A 23,514-nucleotide genomic window follows, 5' to 3' on the forward strand; every position below is an offset into this window, starting at 1 on the left:
CAAAAAAGCACATCACCTAAGTGATATGCTTTCATCAAACAGTTCCTTGTGTAACAAGAATTATCTTCTTAATTCTACTTTTTCGCTGGCAGAAAAAATGTAAATGTCGTACCCTGTCCAACCTTGCTGTAGACATCTATTTTACCGCCATGACCATGAATAATATTTTTTGCTATTGCAAGGCCAAGGCCTGTGCCAGATCTCCCTCTTGTTCTTGCTTTATCAACCTTGTAAAACCTTTCGAAAACAAAAGGCAGCTCTTCCTCAGAAATACCTACACCAGAATCCTTCACGTCAAATTGAGTACCATTATCCAATGTTCTTTGGATAATTTGCACTTCACCTCCCCCAGGTGTATGGCGCAGGGCATTATCAATCAAGTTGGTGAATACCTGTTCAATGCGGTCAGGGTCCAGCTCAACAAGCGCCTCAGGATGGTCAAGGGTTGTATAGACATCAACATTTTTTTCCTGAGCTGCCCGCTGGAACTTTTTCGATATTCTACCAAGAAAGCTGCCAACTTCTACTTCCTCAATATTTAAAGTCTGATGTCCTGCTTCCATTCGAGCCAAGTCTAAGAGTTCATTAACCAAGCGTCCCATTCTTAATGATTCATCATATATGACCTGTGCCATTTCTTTTTTCTCATCTGCTGTTTCCGCAATATCATCTATAATTGCTTCACTATATCCTTGAAGCATAGCAATAGGCGTACGAAGCTCATGCGATACATTGGCAATAAAATCTTTTCTCATCTTATCAAGCCGGCGTTCCTCCGTCATATCCCTTAATACAGCTACAGCTCCACGGATATCATTTTGACGGTAAAGGGGATTCATAAGTATTACCCAATCGTGCCCCTGCGTGGTAATCTCGGCTATTTTAGCTTTTCCCGTTCCCTTAACCTCGAGGAATAAATCGCTTAATGCATCAGGGACTTGGTTTCCAGACTGTTTTTTTTGATTGGTTTCATCCAAAAAACTATACCTTAAAAAGTCATCTGCTGGAGGATTCGTTACAAGAATTTCACCGTCTCTGTTAAACATGATCACTCCATCAGCCATATTAATTAAAATATTCGATAAATTCTCTTTCTCCTGCTGTAATGCCGTCATATTATACTTCAGCTGCCGTGCCATTTGATTGAATGCAATCGCCAATTCGCCAATCTCATCGTTTGTTAAAATGGGAACCTTCATGTCAAATTTTCCTCTGGCCAATTCAGATGCTGCTTCCCTCATTTTTCTAAGCGGAGCAGTCACTCTTGATAACAGGAAGAACGCAAAAATCGTCGTTAAAACAATCCCTATCCCGACAGCTATCAAGATGAAGATTGTCGTTTGTGCGTTTGTACTCTCACTCGAGTCTACAGACTGAAATGCATAGATGGCGCCATCCATTCCGTCATTAGTGATTGGAATTCCGACAATTGTACCCTGAGTAACATTATCCCCGCCCAAAATAGACGATAGATAAGTGGTTTCTGAAACTTGTCTATCATTCACTAATGACTTTTTTAAGGTTTCATCACGAGAAAAGAGTTGATAGACTTCTTTCTTATTCAAATCATTCAAACTGCTGTATATATTGGTATCATCTAAAATAATAACAATATCCTTATTCGGATCGATGATTTGCCAAACAATTTGTGTTGATTGCTCGATATCTGAATGTTCCTCTAAAATCATTTCAACTTGTTTGGCTGTTCGAAACAAAGAAGATTTAGCTTCCTCCATACTTTGATTATGGAAAAACTCCAGCAGTAATACAGTTAAGATGAATAGAACGAAGGAAAACAGCAAAATAATGGTCATCCAAAGTTTCCCGACTACACTTTTCCAAAACATTAGTCGTTGACTACCTCGAATTTATAACCAACACCCCAAACGGTTACAATCATTCTAGCTGCATCCTCAGATACTTTATTTAATTTTTCTCTTAATCTTTTAATATGTGTATCAACGGTACGTAAATCCCCAAAGAATTCATAGTGCCAAACTTCTTTTAGCAATTGTTCCCGATCATACACTTTATCCGGGGTTTTAGCGAGAAAGTATAATAGTTCATATTCTTTAGGTGTTAATGCAACCTCTACACCGTCCGCCAATACTCTATGCGCATCATTATCGATCGTTAGATGATTAAAGACGACAACATCTTTAGTTGAGGTCTCTGATTGAATATAGGAATTTTTCGATGACCTTCTTAACAATGCTTTCACTCGTAAGACTACTTCCCTTGGACTAAAAGGCTTTACGATATAATCATCCGTGCCTGCTTCAAAACCTTGCACTCGGTTTATTTCTTCCCCTTTAGCAGTCAACATAATAACAGGTGTTGCCTTTTTTTCACGCAGTTCTTTACAAACCTCAATTCCATCCTTGCCAGGCATCATCAAATCCAGAAGGATTAAATCATAATCATTCGCCAAAGCAAGTTCTAAAGCATCTTCCCCATTAGCAGCCTCATCAATTGTATATTTTTCGCGCTCTAAATACATTTTCAATAGTCTTCTAATACGGTCCTCATCATCTACTATAAGCAATCGTATGTTGTTCTCTTCCATCACCCGGACCTCCTTAAGCATTAACTAATAACGATACAAATTTATCCACGATATCAGTTTTATTATACATGCATACTAAATATTTAGGAATAGAAAAGTGAATATTTACATAAATAAAGCGATTCTATAAAGTTAAATTTATAGAAAAATAATATCTATCATACAACCAGATTTTTTTAATATAAGATTTTGCCTAACTTCCTATTCAGTTGTCATCCAACTTAAAAATAGTAAAAGCATCATAAATCGGAATATAATTGCAGTTAATAGCTTAAGCCTGATTTTCTAAAGAAGAGTTAAGAACAAAGGGCTTCCATACTTGGAAGTCCTCTTTTTTCTTAATTGCTAGCATATGAGTGTAATCCAACGATAATTAAATTCACCGCGATAAGATTAAACATAATGATAATAAATCCTATAACTGCAAGCCAGGCTGACTTTTCGCCATGCCACCCCTTCGATATGCGCAGATGCAGAAATGCTGCATAAAATAGCCATGTAATTAAAGCCCATACTTCTTTAGGATCCCAACCCCAAAATCTTGACCAGGCTATTTGGGCCCAAATCATGGCAAATATCAACCCTCCCAAAGTAAATACAGGGAATCCAATTAGAATGGATCTGTATCCAACCTCGTCAAGTAAATCTAAATTCACTGATTTTGCCAACGGCTGTATAGCTGCTCCTATACGCTTACGTAAAATTAAACGCAGCACTCCATATAGCACGACACCTATCATGATGGACCAAACTACTGTATTCAGTTTTTTTGAATTGATTATTAATGGCAATTCAATTAACGGATCCATCCCTGTACCGGAAACCAATTTTGCTTCCTTCGGGACAAACAACGCCGGCATATTATATTCCTCTGTTTGCTCTGCACCGCTCTTATTGACCCAAGTATATTCAGTTTTATAATCAGCTATAGAAAACATAGTAGTAGATACAACAAAACCAATCGTACAAATTAATCCTAATAAAACGGCTTCCAGCCAAAACGTACTTTTTGATGCTTTCGTTTGTTTAACAGCCCGTATCAGATAAATTAATCCGGCCACAAAACTTATTGCTAAAATAGCTTCTCCCGCTGCTACAGTAGTAACATGTATATACAGCCAATCACTTTTTAATGCCGGAATAAGCGGCGAGATATCCCGTGGAAACATGCTGGCATACGCAATAACTAACAGCGCAATCGGAAGCGCGAATACTCCCAGAATGGCTGTTTTATATATGAAATAAATCATTATAAATGCTCCAACCAACATCATTCCAAAGAATGTTGTAAACTCAAATAGATTACTGACAGGAGCATGTCCTGACACTATCCAACGTGTGATAAAATAACCCAGCTGTGCAATAAATCCAATAATAGTGATAATAATTCCAGCTTTTGCCCATTTTTCATAACTCCACTTATCGTTCTTACCTTTTATGGATCCCGCAAATACAAAAGTTGCTATTAAGTACAGCACAAAAGCAATATATAGCAAATTACTGCTTAAAGTCGCCACTCTGTTTTCCCCCTCTTTCTTGAATCTCTTCCCCTTCGGCTTGATCATACGGTAATGGAATAGAAGTCCCCTCTAATATTTCATTAATCTCCCGCCTGATACCAAACCAGTTTTTATTCGTATGAGCGGCCACAAATATTTTATCCCCACTCTTTTGAATCCAAATACGCCTATGATTCCAATAAGCCCCCTGTATAACGCCAATCATAAAGATAAGCCCTCCGAGCGCAAGTACCCATAAAGTTAGGTCTTTACGTACTGTTAATACAGTTGCAAAACCTGTCTCTATATTTTTGAATTTAAGTTTATATTCGGTCTCACCCAAAGGCTCAAGGGTTTGTTTAATCGCAACAAAGCTAACTTCTCCTTCTGGATGCTCTGGTGATACCATTTTGAAGATAAACGCAGGGTTATTTGGAAATCGACTCTTTGTTGTCGGCTGCTCATTCTCATTAAATTCAAAATCAGGAAAATAACTCTCCAGGTGCACGGAGTACCCATTACCCAGGTCATAGCTATCTTTCGGATTATTCAAATCAACGGTTAAGTTGCCATGCTCCTTTTCAGTTGCTTTATCAATTAAGGTGAATGACATTTTCGTCATGTTTTCCTCGTAGGATGTTTGATATAAAGCAAAGGAATCAAATTTCAAAGGTTCATTTACACGTATCGGATAATCTTTAACTTTTTCAAGCTTTACTTCTTCCCCTGGCAAGGTATCCCCTACCGCTTGATAAAGAGTGGCATCTGTTTGATAATTTTTTACGACCGTACCAACCCGGTCAAGCGTTGCCTCAAACTCTTCTTTTTCCTTATCTTTATCATAAACTTCTACAGTAAATTTATGGTTTTCAACAAAGTACTCACCATTCGTTCCAGGTACAGCTTTCTTTTCACCTTCTTGAATTCTGAGGTAATCATTCACATACATCCCTGGAATAAAACGCAACATTCCGCCAATTAAGAAAATGATCAGGCCTATATGATTAACATAAGGACCCCACCTCGAAAAACGGTTCTTCTCTGCTAAAATATTGCCGTTCTCTTCTCTTATGTTATAACGCTTTTCTTTTAATCTCGTTTTGATTAATTCATAGTTTTCTTTTTCCTCTGCTATATCAGCTTCACCAAAAATCCGCTGTCTGCGTAAAAAACCCTCATTCCTGATTACTCTCTGATTCTTTAAAGCTCTGAATAGCGGAATAAAGCGGTCAAGACTGGCGATAACAAGTGAAACTCCTAAGAGGGACACTAACAGTAAAAACCACCATGAACTATATAAATTATGTAATCCTAACTCATAATACACTTCACCAAACCAGCCGTACTTACTTTCATAAAACGTTTCAGCGGGTTCTCCATTTGGAATATACATTTCTTGCGGGAAGATGGTACCGATAGAAGCTGCAATTAATGGAAGAATGATTAAGGTTACGCCAACCTTTACGGATGAGAAAAAATTCCAAATCTTATCAACTACTGATTTATTGTAGGTTTGCGATCTTCTGGCACTGCCTTCATATTTCATATCCAATAATTTTTTTTCTTCTTCTTCCTTATTGAGCACCTTACCGCATGCTTCACAAAATATCGTTCCATATGGATTAACATGACCACATTCACAAGTTATTTCCTTCATCCTTATTACCCCTTGTTATGGCTGTATTTTCTCCATCATCTTTTGAATCTTCTCTTCAGTTAAACTACCAGTGGTTGAATCTACGACCTTACCATTTTTATCAATTAAAAATGTGGCCGGCAAGGGATTAATCAGATACTGATGCTGCACCTGATTGTCCTTATCGATGACAACCGGAAAAGTAAGCCCATGTCTTTGAACAAATTTATTCACGACAAAATCAGATTCATTTACATTGACAGCTAATACCTGTACACCTTTATCTTTGAACACTTCATATTGACTTTGAATATAAGGCATTTCATATTCACATGGTTTACACCACGTCCCCCAGAAATTCAGAAACACTCCCTGCCCCTTATAATCCTCTAACACATGCTTAACCCCTTCAAGATCTGTCAGAGCAAAGTTTGGAGCGGTTTCATTCATTTTAAGGGTTTTTTCCTTGTCCATGGTTAAACTCGAAAATACCACATAAATGACGGCTCCAGCTAAAAGGGCCAGAACCCCTATTCTCATCCATTTACGCTTTTGTTTGGTCAAAAAAGTTCCCTCCCGCTATGCTTTAGACACACAAGAATATAGCGCTGCCAGAAAGGCACTAATTTAGGGCAGCGCTACGGTTGTATTTACTTATCTTTATGAAGCGCCATAGAACGCAGTTGCTTTACTTCATGTGGTGTTAACTCTCTGTAATCTCCAGGACTAACACCGTGCAACGTCAAGAATCCATATCTTTCACGTTTAAGTTTGATAACGGGCATCCCAATCGCTTCAAACATACGGCGGACTTGGCGGTTTCTGCCCTCATGAATCGTCAGCTCTACAATAGAGGACTGTTTTCTGCGATCCATTGATAGCAATTTAGCTTTCGCAGGGGCTGTTTTACCGTCTTCCAATTGAACACCACGTTCCAATTTCTTTATTATTTCGCGGGATGGAATACCTTGAATTTTCGCTACGTACGTTTTTTCTATTTCGTACTTTGGATGCATCAGGGCATTGGCAAACTCACCATCATTCGTCAGCAGGATCAAACCTGATGTATCGTAATCCAGTCTGCCTACTGGATAAATCCGTTGTTTGATCAGTGGAAATAAATCTGTTACGGTCTTTCTCCCTTTGTCATCGTTGGCAGCGGAAATGACACCTCTTGGCTTATAAAGCAGAAAATATACCGGTTCTTCCTTTTCTACAGGTACTCCACTTACCTCTATTTGATCATTTGGGCCAACCTTAACGCCAAGCTCTTTTACAATCTTACCGTTAACAGTTACTTTGCCTTCTACGATTAACTGTTCCGCTTTTCTTCGGGAGGCGATTCCTGCCTGTGCTATCACTTTTTGTAATCTTTCCATTTTAATCACCTGTCTAATTTTACTTTTTCTGTATTCTTTACTCAAATAATAGGCATTCTACCTAGTTGTTCATTATACTTTGTTTTTGCAGAAAGTGATATGTCCTATCACGCATATTATTTCATTACTTACTAAGAAACACAAAAAAATCGGCTTTTTATACCGATTTTTGTTAAATCTGACTATTTTTTTCACTTCTTTTAGCATTTTGTGACAAATTTGTGTCTATTGGAACATAATAGCAGCTAATAAGATTGCCGCACCAATCCCGACGAGGTCAGCTAACAATCCCACCTTTAAAGCATCTCCCATTTTCTTAATTCCTACTGCACCGAAATAAACAGTTAAGACATATATGGTTGTATCCGTGCTCCCCTGGATTGTGGAAGCAACCTTCCCTATAAAAGAGTCAGGTCCATATGTGGCAATCAAATCACTGACCATGCCGAGAGAAGCATTTCCCGATATGGGTCTTATTAAGGCTAAAGGTACTACCTCTGAAGGCACACCTAAGAAGTTTAATACCGGTTTCATCCAGCCTATCAGCAAATCCATAGCACCTGAAGCACGAAAAATAGAAATGGCCACCATCATACCAATGAGATAGGGAATAATCGAAAATGTGATTTTTATCCCATCTTTTCCGCCTTCCACAAAACTCTCGTAGGTCGGGACCTTCTTTATGGCACCCATGACAAGGATGAGCAAGATAACCACAGGTATCATCCAAATTGATATGGTTGAGATCCAGTGCATCAATCCATCCCCTTTCTTACTCTTTTCCAGTAGAAGTACCGATCTAAAATAATAGCTGCTATCGTTGCAATGACGGTTGCCAAAAAGGTCGGGCCGACAATTTCTGTCGGATTGGCTGAATTATAATGAATGCGGATTCCTATGACGGTTGTTGGAATAAGCGTCAGCCCAGAGGTATTCAATGCCAGAAACGTAATCATAGAGCGGCTTGCTGTATCCTTTCCGCCATTTAAGTCCTTTAATTGTTCCATCGCCTTTATACCCAGGGGTGTAGCTGCATTTCCCAGTCCAAATGTGTTCGCCATTATATTGGATACGATATATCCCATTGCCGGATGATTTGGCGGCACATCTGGGAAAAGCCTGGATACGATTGGCTTTGTCAAACGTGTTAAACTATCCAATAGACCTGCCTCTTCTGCAATCTTCATGATGCCCAGCCAAAAAACAAGGACACTCATAAGGCCGAAGCATAGAGTGACCGATTCTTTTGCACTCTTAAAGATCGCTTCATTAACTTCCGCCATTGTTCCAGTAAACATCGCATAAATGATTCCAATTATACTGATTCCGACCCATATATAATTAACCATTTGTGTTTACACCTGAAAAAGTATAGAAGACGTCTTTCCATATATCGAAGACAGTTTGATCTTTTTTATGTAGATAAACCGGTTTAGATATAAGCGTTTGTCCATCAAGAATTAAATTCACCTTTCCAACCTTAGCCGGAAGATTTTTTCCTTTTTTCCACTGTTTTTTGGGCTTTTTCAGTTCATACTTTACTTCGACCTCCTCTTGTTCTTTTTGCGTAAGCGGGTAGGATAACGATGATTTTAAATAAGCTTTATTTTTATAAAATCCTTTTTTTATCGTTTTTATGTCTCCACGCGGTACTACTTCAGTTAATGTGTAATTGTTAAATCCCGCCTCAAAAAGAGCTATATGATCAGCCCAATCTGTAGAATCATCGATAGTAACCGTAATAAGATCCAATCCATCCTTGGATGCAGTTGTCACTAGCGTGCGGCGCGCTTTTTTTGTATAACCTGTTTTACCGCCTGTGGTGTATTTATATTTTTCCGTTAACAGCCTGTTTTTGTTTTTCCAAACACGGTCCCATACTTCATTCGGGTTGGGTGCCCGATGGATCTTAGTTCCGGCAATTTTCTGATACATTTTATTCCCCATCGCATACTTAGTTAGGATTGCCATATCATAGGCTGTGGAATAATGGTTATCAGAATCATCAAGACCATGCGGATTGGTGAAATGACTGTTCTTCATGCCAATCCATTCTGCTTTCTGATTCATTAATGCAGAAAAACCCTCCACACTTCCTCCCACATATTCAGCAATGGCAATCGCCGCATCATTTCCTGATCTGAGCATAAGTCCATAAACAAGGTCGCTTAATTTTATTTTTTCTCCTACCTGCAAATAGATCGCCGATCCCTCTGCTTTTAAAATCGCATCTGTCACCGTTACAGTTTTATCCATCTTCCCCGATTCAATCGCAAGAATTGCGGTCATAATTTTAGTAATACTCGCTATCCTTCGTTTTGTATGGGCATCCTTCTCATATAAAATCCGGCCGGTGCTCTGCTCAATCATAATTGCACTTTTAGCCCCTGTTTGGATTCTTTCAAGTTCTTGCGCTTGTGCAGAAACTGTTTTTATCGGCGAAAGTAAACTTGCCAAACACAAAATCATAATGAGGATGGTGCCTGCCAGCTTCCATAACACTAAGCGGATTGGATCGTTCTTTACTGAAAGATTACGTTTCGAGTTATATTTCTTACGTTTATATTTGAAAGAGTACACTTTCACCACACTCGTCCCCTTCATGTTTTTGTACAAGTCTATGCGCTTAATTTCTTAAATATTCGAAGACAGGTTATTCAGGGTGAGTGATAAGTGAATTAGATTATGTATGAAGGAGGATGCTAAAATTCTTCAGGTAATAATTACATAAAAAAAAGGCAACTAAAAGTTTATGTAAACTTCGTTGCCCATTTACGATCAGTGATGAATCTTCACTCTTTTTTTAATTGAATCACGAACAGCATGAGAAAAGATAGTAAGAATATAGCTAAAACCCACATCCATGCCATGAGCATGTTGCCCGAATCAAGGGCTGTATAAATAGCTATCGGAACTGTTTGCGTAACGCCTGGAATATTTCCAGCAAACATTAAAGTAGCGCCAAACTCCCCCAATGCTCGAGCAAAGCTTAAAATACCGCCCGTCATAAGCGCTCTCGATGCTAACGGAAGGGAAACATGAAGAAAAACCTGCCATTTACTTGCTCCATCTACTCGAGCAGCATCTTCGATTTCATGGTCAATACCTTGAAAACCAGACTTAGCTGATTGATACATAAGGGGAAAAGCCACAATCGTAGCAGCAATGACAGCCGCCCACCAAGTAAATATGACTGGCTTCTCAAAAATCCACTCAATTGCTTGTCCAATGATACTTTGCTTTCCCAACAAGACAATCAAAATAAATCCTACTACTGATGGCGGCAGAACTAGAGGCAACATAAGAAATGTCTCAAAAGCCGCTTTTCCCTTAAAAGATTTCATAGCTAAATAGCGGCCAATAAATGTCCCTGATATGATAACAATTATTCCCGAAACCACTGCTATTTCAATTGAAAGAATAATAGGTGATAAAAATTCATGTAACATATTCATTCCTCAGTTCACTATGAATCCGTATTCCTCAAATATGGCCGTTGCTTCCTTCGATTGAAGAAAGTCATAATATCTCTTTGCTTCAACAGGAAATTTTGTATCATTTAGAATACCTAAAGGATACATAATAGGTGTATGGTTTTCTTTATTTGCCGTCGAGATGATCCTACTGTTATCTGATACAAGAGCATCTGTTTTATATACAATACCAGCGTCTACATTACCTGTTTCAACATACGACAGAACTTGTCGAACATCTTTTGCTAAAATGAGTTTACTCTCTACCTCATCCCATATTTCTAGTACTTCTAATGTTTCCTTGGCATATTTTCCTGCAGGAACAGATTCAGGAATACCAATTGCGATCTTATCGATTGTTCCATTCATTAAATCTTCAAAACCACTAATTTTGTTAGTTTCATTAGGACTCGGAGCAATTAAAACAAGTTCATTTTCTAATAAATTGATATGCTCCCCGTCCGCAATCATTTCTGCCGTAATTAATGATTCAAACTTATCTTCTGAAGATGATAAAAACAAATCCACAGGAGCACCTTGCATGATTTGCTGCTGAAGCACACCGGAGCCAGCAAAATTATATGTAATATTCATTTCTGGATTTTCTTTTTCAAAAACAGCTTGAATGTCTCTTAGCGCATCCTGCAAACTAGCTGCAGCTGAAATTCTTAGTTCTACTTTTTCTTCTTTAACTTCTTGTTCAGAACATGCAACTAGAGTAATGACTAAAAGGAATAGCATTGTAAAAATCGATACAGATTTTTTCATGTAATCCTCCTTGATGTATACCTACTTAAACAGAAATCATCTCAAGATTCAGTCTAATTTTAATGAAGAGCGTTTCTGATTTCACTTAATCCAGCTTAGTCTCCTGGTTCCTCAAGGGTTTATGGATCCCCTTTAAGATGGGTAACAGGGGGTGTGGGTCACAAAGGCTTAGCCTCATAACGTGATATTCTTAGCCTATGTTCCTTGACCAGTCCTTCTTAGGACTTCACTAAAAAAATCTAGTAAATTGATCTATTAACCACCTATAAAGAACATCCCTATCTTTTTTCTATTAGATATCGTTTGTTCCGTCCGTTCATCAGAATAACGGTCCGCCCTCAATTCCCAAACTTGACGAATGTGGTCCAGCAGTTCCTCATCTGTTACACCTCTACGGATTAATTCTTTTAAATCATAGCCTTTTGAGGCAAACAAGCACGTATAAAGATGTCCATTCGATGAAACCCGTGCCCTTGTACAGGAAGAACAAAAAGAATCCGACACGGATGTGATAAAACCAATTTCGCTCTTGCTATCTTTATAGCGATAGCGTTTAGCTATCTCTCCAAAATATTGCTCATCAACAGCCTCTAAATCGAAAACCTTAGACAGCTTTTCATATAGTTCTTTTTTCGCTACAACCTCTTTGAAACTCCATCCATTATCATTACCTACATCCATAAATTCGATAAAGCGCAGAGATACGCCCATCTTTTTAAAATAAGAAGCCATTGGGATGATATCATGATCATTGACTCCCTTTTGTACGACCATATTCACCTTGACCTGAAAGCCAAGGTTAACGGCATTCTCTATATTACGAAGAATAATAGAGGGCTGAATGCCACGACCATTCAACTGACCGAATACTTCGTTATCTAAAGAATCAAGACTAATATTTAAACGTCTTAGCCCAGCATTGTATAAGTCATGAGCATACTTTGAAAGCAAAAGACCATTCGTAGTTAAACCAATATCCTCAATTCCCTCTATTTTCACTAACCTTTCAACTAATTTAGATAAATGACTTCGTAATAAGGGCTCCCCGCCTGTTAAACGCAGCTTTTTTACACCAAGACCTGCAAATAAACGGACTGTTCGTTCTATCTCCTCAAATGTCAGAAGCTCTTGTTTCTTTAAAAACGCATAATCATCTCCAAAGATTTCTTTAGGCATACAATATGTACAGCGGAAATTGCAGCGATCCGTAACTGATAGCCGCAAATCACGAATCGGTCTTTTTAATTTATCCAATAAAGACTGTGAGGTCATGGTTATTCCCTTCTTTTCATTCGGTTTCCAGGTCATTGATATTATCAAATACCACCCTTTGTATTCTCCGGCGGAATTTCATTTATCCATCTAACTCTTACTGTCCTTAACAGCTGTAAAAACGCGTTTTCTTTAACCTCCACTAACTGGAGGTATAAACACCACCACATCTCCATCTCTAATTTTCTCATCTTCTGTCACATATTCTTCGTTTATCGCAACAAGGACTGAATGCTTTTCGAAGTTTGGATAGGTTTCTTCTGCCCATTGCAGCAACTCTCGGACAGACCATTCCATTCGTTCGATGTTCTCTTCCGCTTTACCGGTCAAGTCTCGCATACTTGCAAAATAGAGAATTTTTATCATTTTATTGACTCCTCTGATAATGGCTTTTTATGTTGATTCCCCACCCATACTTCCCCATTTTCCCAAATCTCCTTTTTCCAAATTGGAACAATTTGTTTAATCCGTTCAATCGCATATTCGTTTGCTTCATAAGCATTCTTTCTGTGAGGTGAAGAAATAGCTATAACAACGGCTATATCTGATATTTCCAATTGTCCAATACGATGAGCAATCGCCACTCGTGTACCCGGCCATTTCATTTCAATTTCTCTACCAATTTCCGCCAGCTTTTTTTCAGCCATTGGTCCATACGCTTCATATGCCAAGGATAATGTTCGAACACCGTTTGTCCATTCCCTTACATGACCGGAGAACACGGTTACTGCGCCCGCTCCCTCGTGTAATACATAATCTGCATATTTTTGAACCTCTATTGGATCTTGAACTATTTCAAATGGTTTCATGATCATCACATCCCTGTATAATCTAGCATCCATCACTAGCATCCATCTATTCAATGACTCTTCTTCTACCGACTGCGACATCATATGTTTACTGACGGACATAGATTTTTTGATAATATCCAACCGGTTCCCATAAGTGTTGTTTCCCCCTATTTTTATAAACCTACGATTAATCAAACTTTCATAGCATCCATCGAGATGCACCTTCCTCTACTCCCAATAGCAATAAATCAACTTCATCTCCAGCCTTCCAGCCCTTTTTTCCACCGGGGAGAACGATAAATGCATTTCCCCTAGCAATGGATGTAACCGCATTCGATTTATTAAAACCAGCAGGAGTCGCGCTTAATCCTGAAGAAGTTACTTCATACGTTGCTCGAATAAAACGAGTAAACGGATTAGCATCCAAAAAATCTTCTGCTAATGCAGCCTTTACGTTTGGCATAAACGGTTTACAGCTACCCATCATTTTTAACAGGGTAGGACGAACAAATAATTCAAAGCCCGAATAACAGGCAGATGGATTTCCAGATAAACCAAATAAATACTTTCCATTATTCACTGCTACTGTCGTAACACTACCTGGGCGTATGGCTACTTTATTAAATAAGACATTCGCTCCAAGATGTGAATAAATGACTGGCATAAAATCAAAATCTCCAACTGAAACACCACCAGTTGTAATAAGACAATCTGTCTCTTCAATTGCTCTTTCCACTGTTTGTAGGGATTGCTTTAGATTATCCGCTTGAATACCATATGTATGATTTTCAATTCCCATCCGTTTCAGCTGTGCTTCAATCATGGGTCCGTTACTATTGCGGATTTTGCCTGGTACAAGATCATCCTCTACTGCCAATAATTCTGTACCTGTAGATAAAATACCAACTACTGGCTTCTTGGCTACTTTCACGTGCGTATATCCAAAGGTCGCCAACAACGCAATCACACCTGGAGTAATGAACGCCCCCTCTTCAATAAGCCGTTCATCTTTCCTGGCATCTTCTCCTTTAGGAGAAACATTTTCATTCATTTCAAATGATTTATAAATAGATATGTGATCTTCCTGTTCTATCACCTGTTCAAGCATAACAACAGCATCTGCATCCTTAGGCATCATCGCCCCGGTCATAATCCGAATGGCTTCTCTGGGAGCAAGTGTCTTTTTAGAAATATATCCAGCTCCAACCTCATCAATTACCTGAAAGGATACGTGATGCCCGTCTGAGGCTCCAACTGAATCGGAGGAATGAATGGCAAATCCATCATATGCCGATCGATCAAATGGAGGAACATCATGTTTAGCAATAATCGGTTCCGCTAAAATTCGGCCATATGCTTCTGACAAAGGGACAATTTCAGCTGAAGCAGGTTGTATTTCCTTCATAATTTTCTCTATTGCTGCTGAAATTTGAATTGGTATTCTTTTTTCTACCATTCTTTTATCTCCTTACAAATAGAATGCTATACTATGGATAAATCATATAGAAAGGATGTTTTTCCATGACAGAATTCACTCATTTCAATGAACAGGGTCGTGCCAAAATGGTTGATGTTTCCCATAAAGATAAAACCGTTCGGACTGCTCTTGCTAAATCTTCTATTCTTGTAAACCAACATATTTATGCTCAAATTTTTGATTATTCAAATAAAAAAGGAGATGTCTTTGCCGTTGCCCAGGTTGCTGGAATTATGGCTGCCAAACAAACATCTTCTATTATTCCTATGTGTCACCCTATCCCGCTATCTGGTATCAATATCGAATTCAATTGGGAAATAGATGAAGCAAACTCCCATTATGAAATTAGTATTCTTACTGAAGTTAAAACAATAGGTGCGACCGGTGTCGAAATGGAAGCACTTACGGCAGCATCTGTTTCAGCATTAACCATTTATGATATGTGTAAAGCCTCCGGTAAAGAAATGGTCATTGGGCCAACCATGCTTTTGAAAAAGACTGGTGGCAAAAACGGTGATTACACGCGTAGCTGAAGAGATAAATTGAAGGTTTAGCTACACTTTTCGGTTAGCTATATATTTTATAAAAGTTAACCGAATGGACTTCCTTCCATTTCTCCTGCAGCAAGCTAGACACAGTTGTCCAGTCTTCCATGACCTTTTTCCGACACTGTATTACACAAACATTTGATGAAATAATTTTAGTCCTTCCGTGCTATCCTGTAACCCATGTATTAACAGTCTCCCATTTGTGAACAAGATCATTCGATATTGTTCTGTATGAAATTGGATAAAATAAGGAGTCTTTTTAAATCGATATCCCTGCCTTATTGCCAGTCGCTCAGCATCTTCTAAAGATACACGGCGATTAGCTTGAGGGATGATTTGTATAGTGTCTCTCCCGCATAACACCATAGATTTCATTTCTTCGCTTTTTTCGAGCGAAGGATATACAGGACAATGTCCGCATGTAGGACAATCCTCTTTTTTAATACGAGATACTCCAACCTCTAAGCTGGTATGATTCCAAACATCAAAATGATATACTTTTCCCCGCAGCTTCTCCGGATGACCAGTTAACCATTGCATAACCTCTGTACATTGATGGGCTGCTGTAATTTGAACGGCTGGAGCAATAACTCCAACCGAATCACAGGTTTCATTTAACGAGGGCAAAGCCGGGAAAAGACATCTGAAACAAGCCGTTTTACCCGGTATGAAAGTGAAAACAGTGCCACTCGCACTTACACAGGCCCCATACACCCAAGGTATCCCATATTTATGTGCAGCATCATTTATAGCCATTCTTGTTTCAAAATTATCAGTTGCGTCTACCAAGATATCACATTTTTCTGCTATGTCTTCAATGAGTGTACCATCTGCATTTTCTAAATACGTAAAGAGGTGAACATTTGAACGGATTTCCTTCAATCGTTGCTCAGCAGCTATCACTTTAGCTGTCAGATTTAAAGCATCTTTCTCCACAAATAACTGCTGTCTATGTATGTTGGACATTTCTACAAAGTCACGATCCACTAAATGTATCGCCCCTATACCTGCACGAACAAGTGTCTCCGCTATTACCGATCCAAGTGCACCGCAACCGATAATACCTACTGTTGATTCAGCCAAGCGTATTTGACCATCGCAGCCAATAGGCTTAAACAACTCTTGCCTAGAAAATCGGGTACCCATGTTCATTGGCTCCTTTATTTAAACGAACTATCTACTCATCTCTTTAATAGTCTTACACGTTCTCCAATCTGCCGACCAGATAATGGATTGTATTCCATTTTATATTATCAGAAAATTAAATACAATAGACCTCACCAGTGAATCATTATTTGACTAAAAAAGATGAAACCTATTACATGAAGGCTTCATCTTTTTTATACCTTATAGATCCTTTTTCAATTCTCTTACGACATGTGCTAACTCCGGCAAAATCAATTTATTCATTGCCAACTCCACTGCGCCAGTGGAACCAGGTGTTGCGAAGATTACCTTCCCTTGAGTTACTCCAGCGATGGCTCTGGATAAAATAGCTGCGGAACCAATATCCTCCTGATAACTCAGCATTCGAAAAATCTCACCAAACCCTGGCATTTCTTTATCTAGTAAACCCTTAATTGTTTCAATAGTTACATCCCGATAGGCAATCCCAGTACCGCCATTACTTATAATGGCATCAACCTCTCTATCCTCCAACCCAGCTGAGAGTTCCTGCTGAATAACATCCTGCTCATCCTTCACTATTTGGTAGCGCGTAATGATATGTCCAGCTGACTGCAACAAACGCATCATAAGCTGCCCGCTTCGATCCGTATGCTCATCTCTTGTATCACTTACCGTAAGCACCATTACCTTCACACAATCCGGAGCCGATCTCCGATGCTCTATTAAACTCATGCCTATCCCTCCCTCCCATCATATTATCACAAATAATGGAAGTAATAGACTTGCTCAGGTAAGGAAGTATAAGGGGATAAACTAGACCTCAACTAAAAAGGTCAACCAAAGTCTTGGTCAACCTTCAAAAATAAACCTGGCGTATTTGAACGTACTTTTATTTCTTATATATTTTCCAGCCAATTTTCCGCGCCTGTTCAAATCGTTCGCTAACATTGTTGCAATTAACCAAATTCCACCAGTTGTTTATATAAGCCGGACGGTCAGTCTTGTATTGTAAATAATACGCGTGCTCCCAAACATCCAATACTAATAAAGGGATTGTATCCCATTGCGTCAGAATCATATGCCGTTCAGATTGTAAAATTTCCAGCCGATGGGCTCGGTTGGACCAAACTAAAATCGCCCAGCCTACACCCTCAACCTTTTTAGCAGCTTCGGTAAATTCCTTTTTAAATTTTGTGAAGCTGCCAAAATCTCTTTTAATAAAGTTCATTAATTCACCTGTTGGTTCCCCACCGCCATCAGGCTTCATATTGTACCAAAATATAGTGTGCAAATAATGTCCTGATCCGTGAAAAGCAGCTTCTCTTTCCCAATGCTTTAAAAGGTCATAATCATCTTTATCGCGGGCTTCTTTCATTTTAGTTTCGGCTTTATTCAGACCATCGACATATGTCTGATGATGAATAGTATGATGCAATCTCATAATCTCACGGTCTATAAAGGGCTCCAAAGCATCATAGGAGTATGGCAATGGCGGCAAGGCATGTCTTCCAGGCGGTACATATGAATCGCCATTATGTGCCTTTTGAACAGATTCATCCAGCTCCTTCATCATATTCTGAAGCTCTATTAACTCATTTTGGGATGGGGTTTTATTTTTCATGCTGTTTAAAAGGGCCGTGAGATTATCAACCCGCTCCATGATCAAGCTTCGAAATGACTCCTCTTGATTGGTTGCCCATTCAACAATCGCAGTCTTCCATTTATCTACTTCTTCCCAATACTTTTTAAAAGGATTCATATTCATCAACCTCCCCGTCATACAACAATATTCAAAAGGAGGTTGACTTAATTCTTATTTTTTCAATGAAATAGGTATGACTTTCCAATTAAAAATAAACCCAAATAAAAATGCGATTACACTATACGTAATCGCACTTCATATCCTGTTAATTTGATTGAACCATCTTTGTTCGATAATCGGTTTCATAGTATTCAAGTTCTTCTCTGATTTTTTGAACATCAAATTCCAGTTTTGTAATCAGGCTTTTCAAGCTTTCTGGTGCTTCTTCACGGAATTTTATACAATTGCGCCCTGTATACGCTGAACGGCTGTCCTCAAACCATAAATCACTTTTTGGAGCAAAATATTCTTCAATACATTTATGATATACGCGGTAAAGAACTCGCTCTGCAGCACCTTTATTAAATGGTTCGTTTTTAAGGACAATCCTGCAAGCCTCTAAGCCTTCTTCACAATAAACCAGCAGCTTACGGATTGTTGAAAACAAGCCCTTATAATAGAGCTCATCGCCGCTTTTTTCCTCCATCAAACGTTCAATTGTCATTTCATTCATGTAAATCTCGAGAGTTTGTACTGTTTGCTCCAAAAATGTTGTTACATCCTCCAACTGGCTCTTCACTAATGTATTACCCAACCGGAACCCTCCCTTAAAAATTCAAACCCTTTGATCATGTAAAACTCCACTATTCCTTGTGTTCATTTACTTTCTAATAGGACAAACAAACTCTTAACCTTCCCTGGCCATAATCGTTTCTTTTAAGCTCAGTTACTAAATAGTTTACCATATTCAACCTACTTTTTATTGTTGATTAACGTTCAGGGAGGAATATTTTACATTATTATACGACAATTCAAGCTCAAACTTCTGGATTTTTCTGCATTTTATTTAAAATTTCTTTTATCTGGGCGTATGGTAAATCTTTAAAAATAGTTAAAAAGATAGCCTCAGAATTTATATATACCCGTTTTCTTTCATGAAAATGCGAATTTTGCAACAAACAAAGGAGGGCAACAATATCTCTCAACGTATATCCAGTCAGTAATTCCCGAACTGGGGACATCCACTCAGCCTTTTGTTCTAACAAAACTTCTTCAAAATACCGAAGATAAATAACCTGAAATTCTTTTATTTTTCCATTTTGCTTGTATGTCACGGTTGAACGATTGAAAAAATCCTCAGGTGAATTGGGTTTTTCCTTTTCTAACTCATATCCTATACAAGACAAGATTTTCAAGCTTCATCCTCCTTATTCCATCTCTTGGAATTTATGAAAAAACAAATCTGCTTCCTCGTCATTAAATCCATCATCTGTGTCATCCTGCAGCGCCGGCAGCTCGTCCAAAGATTTTAAACCGAAGTAATCCAAAAACTCCTTGGTCGTTCCGTATAAATAGGGTCTTCCCGCCCCTTCTGCACGACCCGTTTCCTGAATTAAAGCCTTGGCCATTAAGGTTTGTAAAGGGCGTTCCGTTTTGACACCGCGGATAGCCTCAATCTCAATTCTGGTTATAGGCTGTTTATAGGCGATAATCGCCAATGTTTCCAGTGAAGCCTGCGAAAGTGTGTGTGCCGAAGGTGTTTCAACAAGCTTTTTCAAATAGGGTGCATGCACTTTTTTTGTCGCCAATTGGTAGACACCGGCCAATTCAACAACACAGATCCCGCGATCTTCATTTTGATATAGCTCTTTAAGATCATATAACGCATCTTTTGCCTCTTCTTCTGTCACTTCCATTACGGATGAAATTTGCTCAAGAGATAACCCTTCATCACCTGCCGCAAAAAGTAATGCTTCCAATATTGATTTCCAATTAACGATATCCAACTGTAAAATCCTCCTGCTTCCATTCTATGAAAATTTCCTCGAAGTTATTTGTTTGTTCCACCTGAATTTCATTTTGCTTCATCAATTCCAGGACAGCAAGAAAGGTGACAACTAACTGCTCTTTTTCCTCTGTGTTAAAGAGAGAGGTAAATAAGACCTTTTCTCTTTTTTCCTTAAGATAATCCTTTATTTCCTGAATCCGTTTATCTATCGTAATTTCCTGACGTGTAATTCGAGTTTGTAACGGTTTTCTTAATTTTTTTCGTCTCATTAATTTTTGAAAGGCGCTCAGCATATCATAAAGGCTGACATCTAAGTCATGGCGTTCCGTTTTTACATCTTCCGTATATGGCGATAAATCAATCGGAGGTTTAGTAAATAATAACGCCCTTTCAGCTTCCATATTTTTAAACTCATCAGCTGCCTCTTTATATTTTTTATATTCAAGCAGCTGTGTAACTAATTCTTCACGAGGATCGTCACTCATCAAGAATTCATCCTCTTCCTCATCCCATTCCTCTTCATGTTTGGGTAGGAGCATTTTACTTTTAATAGCTAAAAGTGTTGCCGCCATGACTAAATATTCACTGGCTATATCCAGTTCCAGCTCCTTCATGGTGTGGATATAGGCAACATATTGTTCGGTGATTTCAGAAACAGGAATATCATAAATATCTATTTCTAATCGATTTATTAAATGCAGTAATAAATCGAGTGGACCTTCAAATGCATCTATCTTTATTTTATAACTCATCTCTTTATAGGCACTCCTACTTATTTCAACTAGTTTAAGTATAATTTAACTCAAGCTTCTTTCCAATAGAATGAACAAATTGATTTTCTAAAAGGTGGGCAAAAGCCCATACATTCCAGTATGGATTACATAGTATGACAATGTAAAGAAAAGATCCAAAGAGGAGGATTCACAAATGGGAGATGGCGCAGTTGGAGGTTACGGTAGCGGATTTGCGCTAATCGTAGTGTTATTCATTCTACTCGTAATTGTTGGAGTAGCTTGGTGTTAATTAAATGATGAATCTAAGGAACAGGCTGTCGACTAGGTTGATAGCCTGTTTCTATTGTTATCAGCTAGATAATCCCGCTCTTCTCACCATTTAAAATCCTTATTCTTTTCTTATCCATGTTCGTTCATGTATATTTATCTATAATCATAGAGAGATATTGAGGTGACAATAACCAAATGAACTACCCAATTGAGTTCATTCAGTACTTAGCCGAATTTCATGGAAGCAGAGATTATTTTGAATGCCATGAAATACTTGAAGAGTACTGGAAAAAACATCTCCCGTTAGATCGAGAATCTGTATGGGTCGGATTTATCCAGCTGGCCGTCGGTATGTATCATTACCGCAGAAATAATGAATCAGGAGCTATTCGCACCTTACAAAAATCAAAGCAAATTTTAAACAAACATACCGAAGAAATGAATCAATTAGGTATGGATTCAGATGGTTTACTCCAATTACTGACTGACTCCATACATAGGTTAAAAAACAATGAACCATACAAAAGTCCATTTTTGCCGATTGAAGATCCAGATTTGCTCGCGGCCTGCCAAACCATTTGCAAAGAATATGGATATTCATGGAATTGCAGCAGCAATCTTACTGATCCATTATTAGTGAATAGGCATTCTACCCGTGATCGTACAGATGTTATTCAGGAACGATTCAAGCAACTTCAAAAGCGCAGCAAAAATAAATAGAGAAACCCTCTTAAATAAGGGTTTCTCTATTTTCATGCTTTATTATCGGCTTCACAATCCAGACATTTTGAAATAAACTCCGCTGTTATATCTCTGGAAATAATTTCGTATCCCTCATATAATTCAATCAGACAGTTTACCATTTCATGGCCAACTCCCAGACCCCTATGAGAGGGATTAACGGATAAATCGGTTACCGTAACCGTCTTTCCATCCAAATCTACCCCGATCAGACCTATAATGTCCTCATCTTGTTTCCAAAGATATAGTTGCCTGTCTGATTCTGTTTCATATGATTTAACAGTATTCTGGAGCTTCTTTAAATCTTTTTCATCAGGCATAAAAGATAATAAACCCATTGCGATTTTTTCAAAGCTCTTCTTGTATCTAATTAACATGTTTGATCCCTCATTAAATGAGAATAATAGAATGGTATTTAATAATCTTTCTTATCATACTAGTTTTTAACAATGAATTCAACTGACACAAATGCAAAGTCCTTTCTTTGCCATGCTAGACAACAGACATACATTTTATCCCAAAAAGGCTTTATATATACAATTCTAACGATTCGTACCCTATACAATATAGCCAAAATGGATAGAAATAACTGTAAAAGAACGCAAGAAAGAATAGACAATCTTCCAATTCCATTATAATATGACAGAGTTAACACAATTGGCAATTTGTTTGCCTAGATTACTATAACTACATAAAAAAATGAAACTTTTATCATTTTTTTACGTCTAACTGGTACGGGAGGTTATCACAATGAAAAAACAGCTTTTAAAATTAATGTCAGTTTTGTTGGCAGTTAGTTTTCTCATCCCTAGTGTAGCTTTGGCTGATATGCAAAGAGGCGACATGGTCGTTACACTTGGCGAAAACCTGACTCAGGAACAAAAAAAATTATTGTTAGCTGAAATGGACGCTCCAAAGGATGTAGAGATTGTAACAGTTTCTAATTCAGAAGAGCATAAATACTTGGATGGTAAAATTGCAAGCAGACTGATTGGAACAAAAGCAATCTCCTCTTCATCCATTACGATTGCTGCCAAAGGTTCCGGGATTACGGTCAAAACGAAAAATATCAATTGGGTAACAGAAGATATGTATAAAAACGCCTTGGCAACTGCCGGTATAAAAGATGCAGAGATTTATGTTACGGCTCCTTTTGAAGTTTCCGGTACAGCTGCCTTAACGGGCTTAATTAAAGCATACGAAGTGACAACAGACACCAAAATATCTGAGGAACAAAAACAAGCCGCCAATGAAGAAATGGTTGAAACAGCCAAACTAGGTGACCAAATCGGTACAGATGAAGCTACATCACTGGTTGAGTCCATTAAAGAAGAGATCGCTGTTAACCCGCCTCAAAATGATGCTGATTTGCGCAGCATCATCGAAAAGGCAGCAGAGCAGCTTGGCATCACGTTAACGGAGCAACAGATCCAGAGCCTAATCGATTTATTTAACAAGCTTCAGGATCTAGGAATTGACTGGAACAAAGTTGGAGAGCAAATAAATGCCGCTAAAGATAAAGTGACCAATTATCTTCAATCAGAAGAAGGGCAATCCTTCCTTGATAAATTAAAAGCATTTTTTGTAAGTCTAATCGACGCAATTAAATCCTTATTCTCCTAATACAATTAGAGGCTGCCGG

Annotated in this window: 27 protein-coding genes; 4 read left to right on the forward strand and 23 right to left on the reverse strand. The window is 38.3% G+C overall.

Going from position 1 to position 23,514, the window contains the following annotated elements; translation table 11 throughout:
• Window positions 1-74: 74 nt before the first annotated feature.
• The 15 genes from A8L44_RS14070 to A8L44_RS14140 all read right to left on the reverse strand — a co-directional run bounded on the left by A8L44_RS14070 (window position 75) and on the right by A8L44_RS14140 (window position 14,840).
• Window positions 75-1,847 carry an ATP-binding protein gene (locus tag A8L44_RS14070; RefSeq protein ID WP_066107565.1) on the reverse strand — a complete coding sequence of 591 codons (1,773 nt, stop codon included), beginning with the start codon at window positions 1,845-1,847 and terminating at the stop codon, window positions 75-77.
• Entirely contained in the window at window positions 1,847-2,566 is a 720-nt protein-coding gene (locus A8L44_RS14075; protein ID WP_066107568.1) for a response regulator transcription factor, read from the reverse strand. Before A8L44_RS14075 ends, A8L44_RS14070 begins: the two co-directional genes overlap by 1 nt.
• Window positions 2,567-2,904: 338 nt before the next feature.
• Complete coding sequence (gene ccsB, locus A8L44_RS14080) at window positions 2,905-4,083, reverse strand: c-type cytochrome biogenesis protein CcsB (RefSeq protein WP_066107571.1); 1,179 nt, start codon at window positions 4,081-4,083, stop codon at window positions 2,905-2,907.
• Window positions 4,064-5,722, reverse strand: a complete 1,659-nt coding sequence (resB, locus tag A8L44_RS14085; RefSeq protein ID WP_066107574.1) for a cytochrome c biogenesis protein ResB — start codon at window positions 5,720-5,722, stop codon at window positions 4,064-4,066. Before resB ends, ccsB begins: the two co-directional genes overlap by 20 nt.
• A gap of 15 nt (window positions 5,723-5,737) precedes the next feature.
• Complete coding sequence (gene resA, locus A8L44_RS14090) at window positions 5,738-6,265, reverse strand: thiol-disulfide oxidoreductase ResA (protein WP_066107578.1); 528 nt, start codon at window positions 6,263-6,265, stop codon at window positions 5,738-5,740.
• A gap of 86 nt (window positions 6,266-6,351) precedes the next feature.
• The gene (gene rluB, locus A8L44_RS14095) at window positions 6,352-7,080 is read right to left on the reverse strand and encodes a 23S rRNA pseudouridine(2605) synthase RluB (protein ID WP_066107581.1); all 729 of its coding nucleotides are present in this window, start codon (window positions 7,078-7,080) and stop codon (window positions 6,352-6,354) included.
• A 225-nt stretch (window positions 7,081-7,305) separates the two neighbouring features.
• On the reverse strand, window positions 7,306-7,836 hold the full coding sequence (locus A8L44_RS14100) for a spore maturation protein (protein WP_066107585.1): 531 nt from the start codon (window positions 7,834-7,836) through the stop codon (window positions 7,306-7,308).
• The gene (locus tag A8L44_RS14105) at window positions 7,836-8,429 is read right to left on the reverse strand and encodes a nucleoside recognition domain-containing protein (protein ID WP_066107588.1); all 594 of its coding nucleotides are present in this window, start codon (window positions 8,427-8,429) and stop codon (window positions 7,836-7,838) included. The genes A8L44_RS14100 and A8L44_RS14105 overlap by 1 nt, the downstream gene beginning before the upstream one ends.
• Window positions 8,422-9,549, reverse strand: coding sequence for a D-alanyl-D-alanine carboxypeptidase family protein (locus A8L44_RS14110; protein WP_066107848.1), 1,128 nt, complete (start codon window positions 9,547-9,549; stop codon window positions 8,422-8,424). The genes A8L44_RS14105 and A8L44_RS14110 overlap by 8 nt, the downstream gene beginning before the upstream one ends.
• A 323-nt stretch (window positions 9,550-9,872) precedes the next feature.
• Window positions 9,873-10,529, reverse strand: coding sequence for a molybdate ABC transporter permease subunit (gene modB, locus A8L44_RS14115; protein WP_066107591.1), 657 nt, complete (start codon window positions 10,527-10,529; stop codon window positions 9,873-9,875).
• Window positions 10,530-10,538: 9 nt separating this feature from the next.
• Window positions 10,539-11,321, reverse strand: coding sequence for a molybdate ABC transporter substrate-binding protein (gene modA, locus A8L44_RS14120; protein WP_066107594.1), 783 nt, complete (start codon window positions 11,319-11,321; stop codon window positions 10,539-10,541).
• Between the two features lie 255 nt (window positions 11,322-11,576).
• A complete protein-coding gene (gene moaA, locus A8L44_RS14125) occupies window positions 11,577-12,593 on the reverse strand; it encodes a GTP 3',8-cyclase MoaA (RefSeq protein ID WP_066107850.1) in 1,017 nt (338 codons plus the stop codon).
• Window positions 12,594-12,725: 132 nt separating this feature from the next.
• The gene (gene moaD / locus A8L44_RS14130) at window positions 12,726-12,959 is read right to left on the reverse strand and encodes a molybdopterin converting factor subunit 1 (protein WP_066107599.1); all 234 of its coding nucleotides are present in this window, start codon (window positions 12,957-12,959) and stop codon (window positions 12,726-12,728) included.
• Complete coding sequence (locus A8L44_RS14135; protein ID WP_066107853.1) at window positions 12,956-13,402, reverse strand: molybdenum cofactor biosynthesis protein MoaE; 447 nt, start codon at window positions 13,400-13,402, stop codon at window positions 12,956-12,958. Before A8L44_RS14135 ends, moaD begins: the two co-directional genes overlap by 4 nt.
• Window positions 13,403-13,583: 181 nt before the next feature.
• Entirely contained in the window at window positions 13,584-14,840 is a 1,257-nt protein-coding gene (locus tag A8L44_RS14140; protein WP_066107602.1) for a molybdopterin molybdotransferase MoeA, read from the reverse strand.
• Window positions 14,841-14,905: 65 nt separating this feature from the next.
• Here A8L44_RS14140 and moaC point away from each other — a divergent pair, with 65 nt between their 5' ends.
• Entirely contained in the window at window positions 14,906-15,394 is a 489-nt protein-coding gene (gene moaC / locus A8L44_RS14145) for a cyclic pyranopterin monophosphate synthase MoaC (protein WP_066107605.1), read from the forward strand.
• A gap of 141 nt (window positions 15,395-15,535) precedes the next feature.
• On the opposite strand, the gene A8L44_RS14150 is transcribed toward moaC, so the two are convergent.
• The 7 genes from A8L44_RS14150 to A8L44_RS14180 all read right to left on the reverse strand — a co-directional run bounded on the left by A8L44_RS14150 (window position 15,536) and on the right by A8L44_RS14180 (window position 20,879).
• Window positions 15,536-16,555, reverse strand: coding sequence for a ThiF family adenylyltransferase (locus A8L44_RS14150; protein WP_066107608.1), 1,020 nt, complete (start codon window positions 16,553-16,555; stop codon window positions 15,536-15,538).
• Between the two features lie 201 nt (window positions 16,556-16,756).
• A complete protein-coding gene (locus A8L44_RS14155; protein WP_066107611.1) occupies window positions 16,757-17,269 on the reverse strand; it encodes a MogA/MoaB family molybdenum cofactor biosynthesis protein in 513 nt (170 codons plus the stop codon).
• A 157-nt stretch (window positions 17,270-17,426) separates the two neighbouring features.
• Window positions 17,427-18,296: a superoxide dismutase gene (locus A8L44_RS14160; protein ID WP_066107614.1), complete on the reverse strand. Its 870-nt coding sequence runs from the start codon at window positions 18,294-18,296 to the stop codon at window positions 17,427-17,429.
• 148 nt (window positions 18,297-18,444) lie between these two features.
• Window positions 18,445-18,933 carry a DUF3907 family protein gene (locus tag A8L44_RS14165; RefSeq protein WP_066107615.1) on the reverse strand — a complete coding sequence of 163 codons (489 nt, stop codon included), beginning with the start codon at window positions 18,931-18,933 and terminating at the stop codon, window positions 18,445-18,447.
• Window positions 18,934-19,156: 223 nt separating this feature from the next.
• A complete protein-coding gene (locus A8L44_RS14170) occupies window positions 19,157-19,534 on the reverse strand; it encodes a hypothetical protein (protein WP_066107619.1) in 378 nt (125 codons plus the stop codon).
• A gap of 12 nt (window positions 19,535-19,546) precedes the next feature.
• Window positions 19,547-20,125: an SMC-Scp complex subunit ScpB gene (scpB, locus tag A8L44_RS14175; RefSeq protein WP_066107622.1), complete on the reverse strand. Its 579-nt coding sequence runs from the start codon at window positions 20,123-20,125 to the stop codon at window positions 19,547-19,549.
• A complete protein-coding gene (locus tag A8L44_RS14180) occupies window positions 20,112-20,879 on the reverse strand; it encodes a segregation/condensation protein A (RefSeq protein ID WP_066107623.1) in 768 nt (255 codons plus the stop codon). The genes scpB and A8L44_RS14180 overlap by 14 nt, the downstream gene beginning before the upstream one ends.
• A gap of 175 nt (window positions 20,880-21,054) precedes the next feature.
• Between A8L44_RS14180 and A8L44_RS14185 the strand changes: the two genes are divergently transcribed.
• Both A8L44_RS14185 and A8L44_RS14190 read left to right on the forward strand, forming a co-directional pair.
• Complete coding sequence (locus tag A8L44_RS14185; RefSeq protein ID WP_066107625.1) at window positions 21,055-21,150, forward strand: YjcZ family sporulation protein; 96 nt, start codon at window positions 21,055-21,057, stop codon at window positions 21,148-21,150.
• A 176-nt stretch (window positions 21,151-21,326) separates the two neighbouring features.
• On the forward strand, window positions 21,327-21,851 hold the full coding sequence (locus tag A8L44_RS14190; RefSeq protein WP_066107627.1) for a DUF309 domain-containing protein: 525 nt from the start codon (window positions 21,327-21,329) through the stop codon (window positions 21,849-21,851).
• 32 nt (window positions 21,852-21,883) lie between these two features.
• Here the strand turns inward: A8L44_RS14190 and A8L44_RS14195 are convergent, their stop codons facing one another.
• Entirely contained in the window at window positions 21,884-22,249 is a 366-nt protein-coding gene (locus tag A8L44_RS14195) for a GNAT family N-acetyltransferase (RefSeq protein ID WP_066107629.1), read from the reverse strand.
• Window positions 22,250-22,622: 373 nt separating this feature from the next.
• Here A8L44_RS14195 and A8L44_RS14200 point away from each other — a divergent pair, with 373 nt between their 5' ends.
• On the forward strand, window positions 22,623-23,495 hold the full coding sequence (locus A8L44_RS14200; protein WP_066107633.1) for a DUF1002 domain-containing protein: 873 nt from the start codon (window positions 22,623-22,625) through the stop codon (window positions 23,493-23,495).
• The last annotated feature ends 19 nt before the right edge of the window (window positions 23,496-23,514 follow it).

Source organism: Bacillus sp. FJAT-27986 (genome assembly GCF_001685035.1).
In the GTDB taxonomy this organism is placed as follows: Bacteria; Bacillota; Bacilli; order Bacillales; family Pradoshiaceae; genus Pradoshia.

What these genes read in the sequence shown, in the direction of transcription:
- A8L44_RS14070 (WP_066107565.1), bottom strand. Translation starts at nt 1,847, where the DNA reads ATGTTTTGGAAAAGTGTAGTCGGGAAACTTTGGATGACCATTATTTTG.
- A8L44_RS14075 (WP_066107568.1), bottom strand. Translation starts at nt 2,566, where the DNA reads ATGGAAGAGAACAACATACGATTGCTTATAGTAGATGATGAGGACCGT.
- resB (WP_066107574.1), bottom strand. Translation starts at nt 5,722, where the DNA reads ATGAAGGAAATAACTTGTGAATGTGGTCATGTTAATCCATATGGAACG.
- rluB (WP_066107581.1), bottom strand. Translation starts at nt 7,080, where the DNA reads ATGGAAAGATTACAAAAAGTGATAGCACAGGCAGGAATCGCCTCCCGA.
- A8L44_RS14100 (WP_066107585.1), bottom strand. Translation starts at nt 7,836, where the DNA reads ATGCACTGGATCTCAACCATATCAATTTGGATGATACCTGTGGTTATC.
- A8L44_RS14105 (WP_066107588.1), bottom strand. Translation starts at nt 8,429, where the DNA reads ATGGTTAATTATATATGGGTCGGAATCAGTATAATTGGAATCATTTAT.
- A8L44_RS14110 (WP_066107848.1), bottom strand. Translation starts at nt 9,549, where the DNA reads ATGATTTTGTGTTTGGCAAGTTTACTTTCGCCGATAAAAACAGTTTCT.
- modB (WP_066107591.1), bottom strand. Translation starts at nt 10,529, where the DNA reads ATGTTACATGAATTTTTATCACCTATTATTCTTTCAATTGAAATAGCA.
- modA (WP_066107594.1), bottom strand. Translation starts at nt 11,321, where the DNA reads ATGAAAAAATCTGTATCGATTTTTACAATGCTATTCCTTTTAGTCATT.
- moaA (WP_066107850.1), bottom strand. Translation starts at nt 12,593, where the DNA reads ATGACCTCACAGTCTTTATTGGATAAATTAAAAAGACCGATTCGTGAT.
- moaD (WP_066107599.1), bottom strand. Translation starts at nt 12,959, where the DNA reads ATGATAAAAATTCTCTATTTTGCAAGTATGCGAGACTTGACCGGTAAA.
- A8L44_RS14135 (WP_066107853.1), bottom strand. Translation starts at nt 13,402, where the DNA reads ATGAAACCATTTGAAATAGTTCAAGATCCAATAGAGGTTCAAAAATAT.
- A8L44_RS14140 (WP_066107602.1), bottom strand. Translation starts at nt 14,840, where the DNA reads ATGGTAGAAAAAAGAATACCAATTCAAATTTCAGCAGCAATAGAGAAA.
- moaC (WP_066107605.1), top strand. Translation starts at nt 14,906, where the DNA reads ATGACAGAATTCACTCATTTCAATGAACAGGGTCGTGCCAAAATGGTT.
- A8L44_RS14150 (WP_066107608.1), bottom strand. Translation starts at nt 16,555, where the DNA reads ATGGGTACCCGATTTTCTAGGCAAGAGTTGTTTAAGCCTATTGGCTGC.
- A8L44_RS14155 (WP_066107611.1), bottom strand. Translation starts at nt 17,269, where the DNA reads ATGAGTTTAATAGAGCATCGGAGATCGGCTCCGGATTGTGTGAAGGTA.
- A8L44_RS14160 (WP_066107614.1), bottom strand. Translation starts at nt 18,296, where the DNA reads ATGAATCCTTTTAAAAAGTATTGGGAAGAAGTAGATAAATGGAAGACT.
- A8L44_RS14180 (WP_066107623.1), bottom strand. Translation starts at nt 20,879, where the DNA reads ATGAGTTATAAAATAAAGATAGATGCATTTGAAGGTCCACTCGATTTA.
- A8L44_RS14185 (WP_066107625.1), top strand. Translation starts at nt 21,055, where the DNA reads ATGGGAGATGGCGCAGTTGGAGGTTACGGTAGCGGATTTGCGCTAATC.
- A8L44_RS14190 (WP_066107627.1), top strand. Translation starts at nt 21,327, where the DNA reads ATGAACTACCCAATTGAGTTCATTCAGTACTTAGCCGAATTTCATGGA.
- A8L44_RS14195 (WP_066107629.1), bottom strand. Translation starts at nt 22,249, where the DNA reads ATGTTAATTAGATACAAGAAGAGCTTTGAAAAAATCGCAATGGGTTTA.
- A8L44_RS14200 (WP_066107633.1), top strand. Translation starts at nt 22,623, where the DNA reads ATGAAAAAACAGCTTTTAAAATTAATGTCAGTTTTGTTGGCAGTTAGT.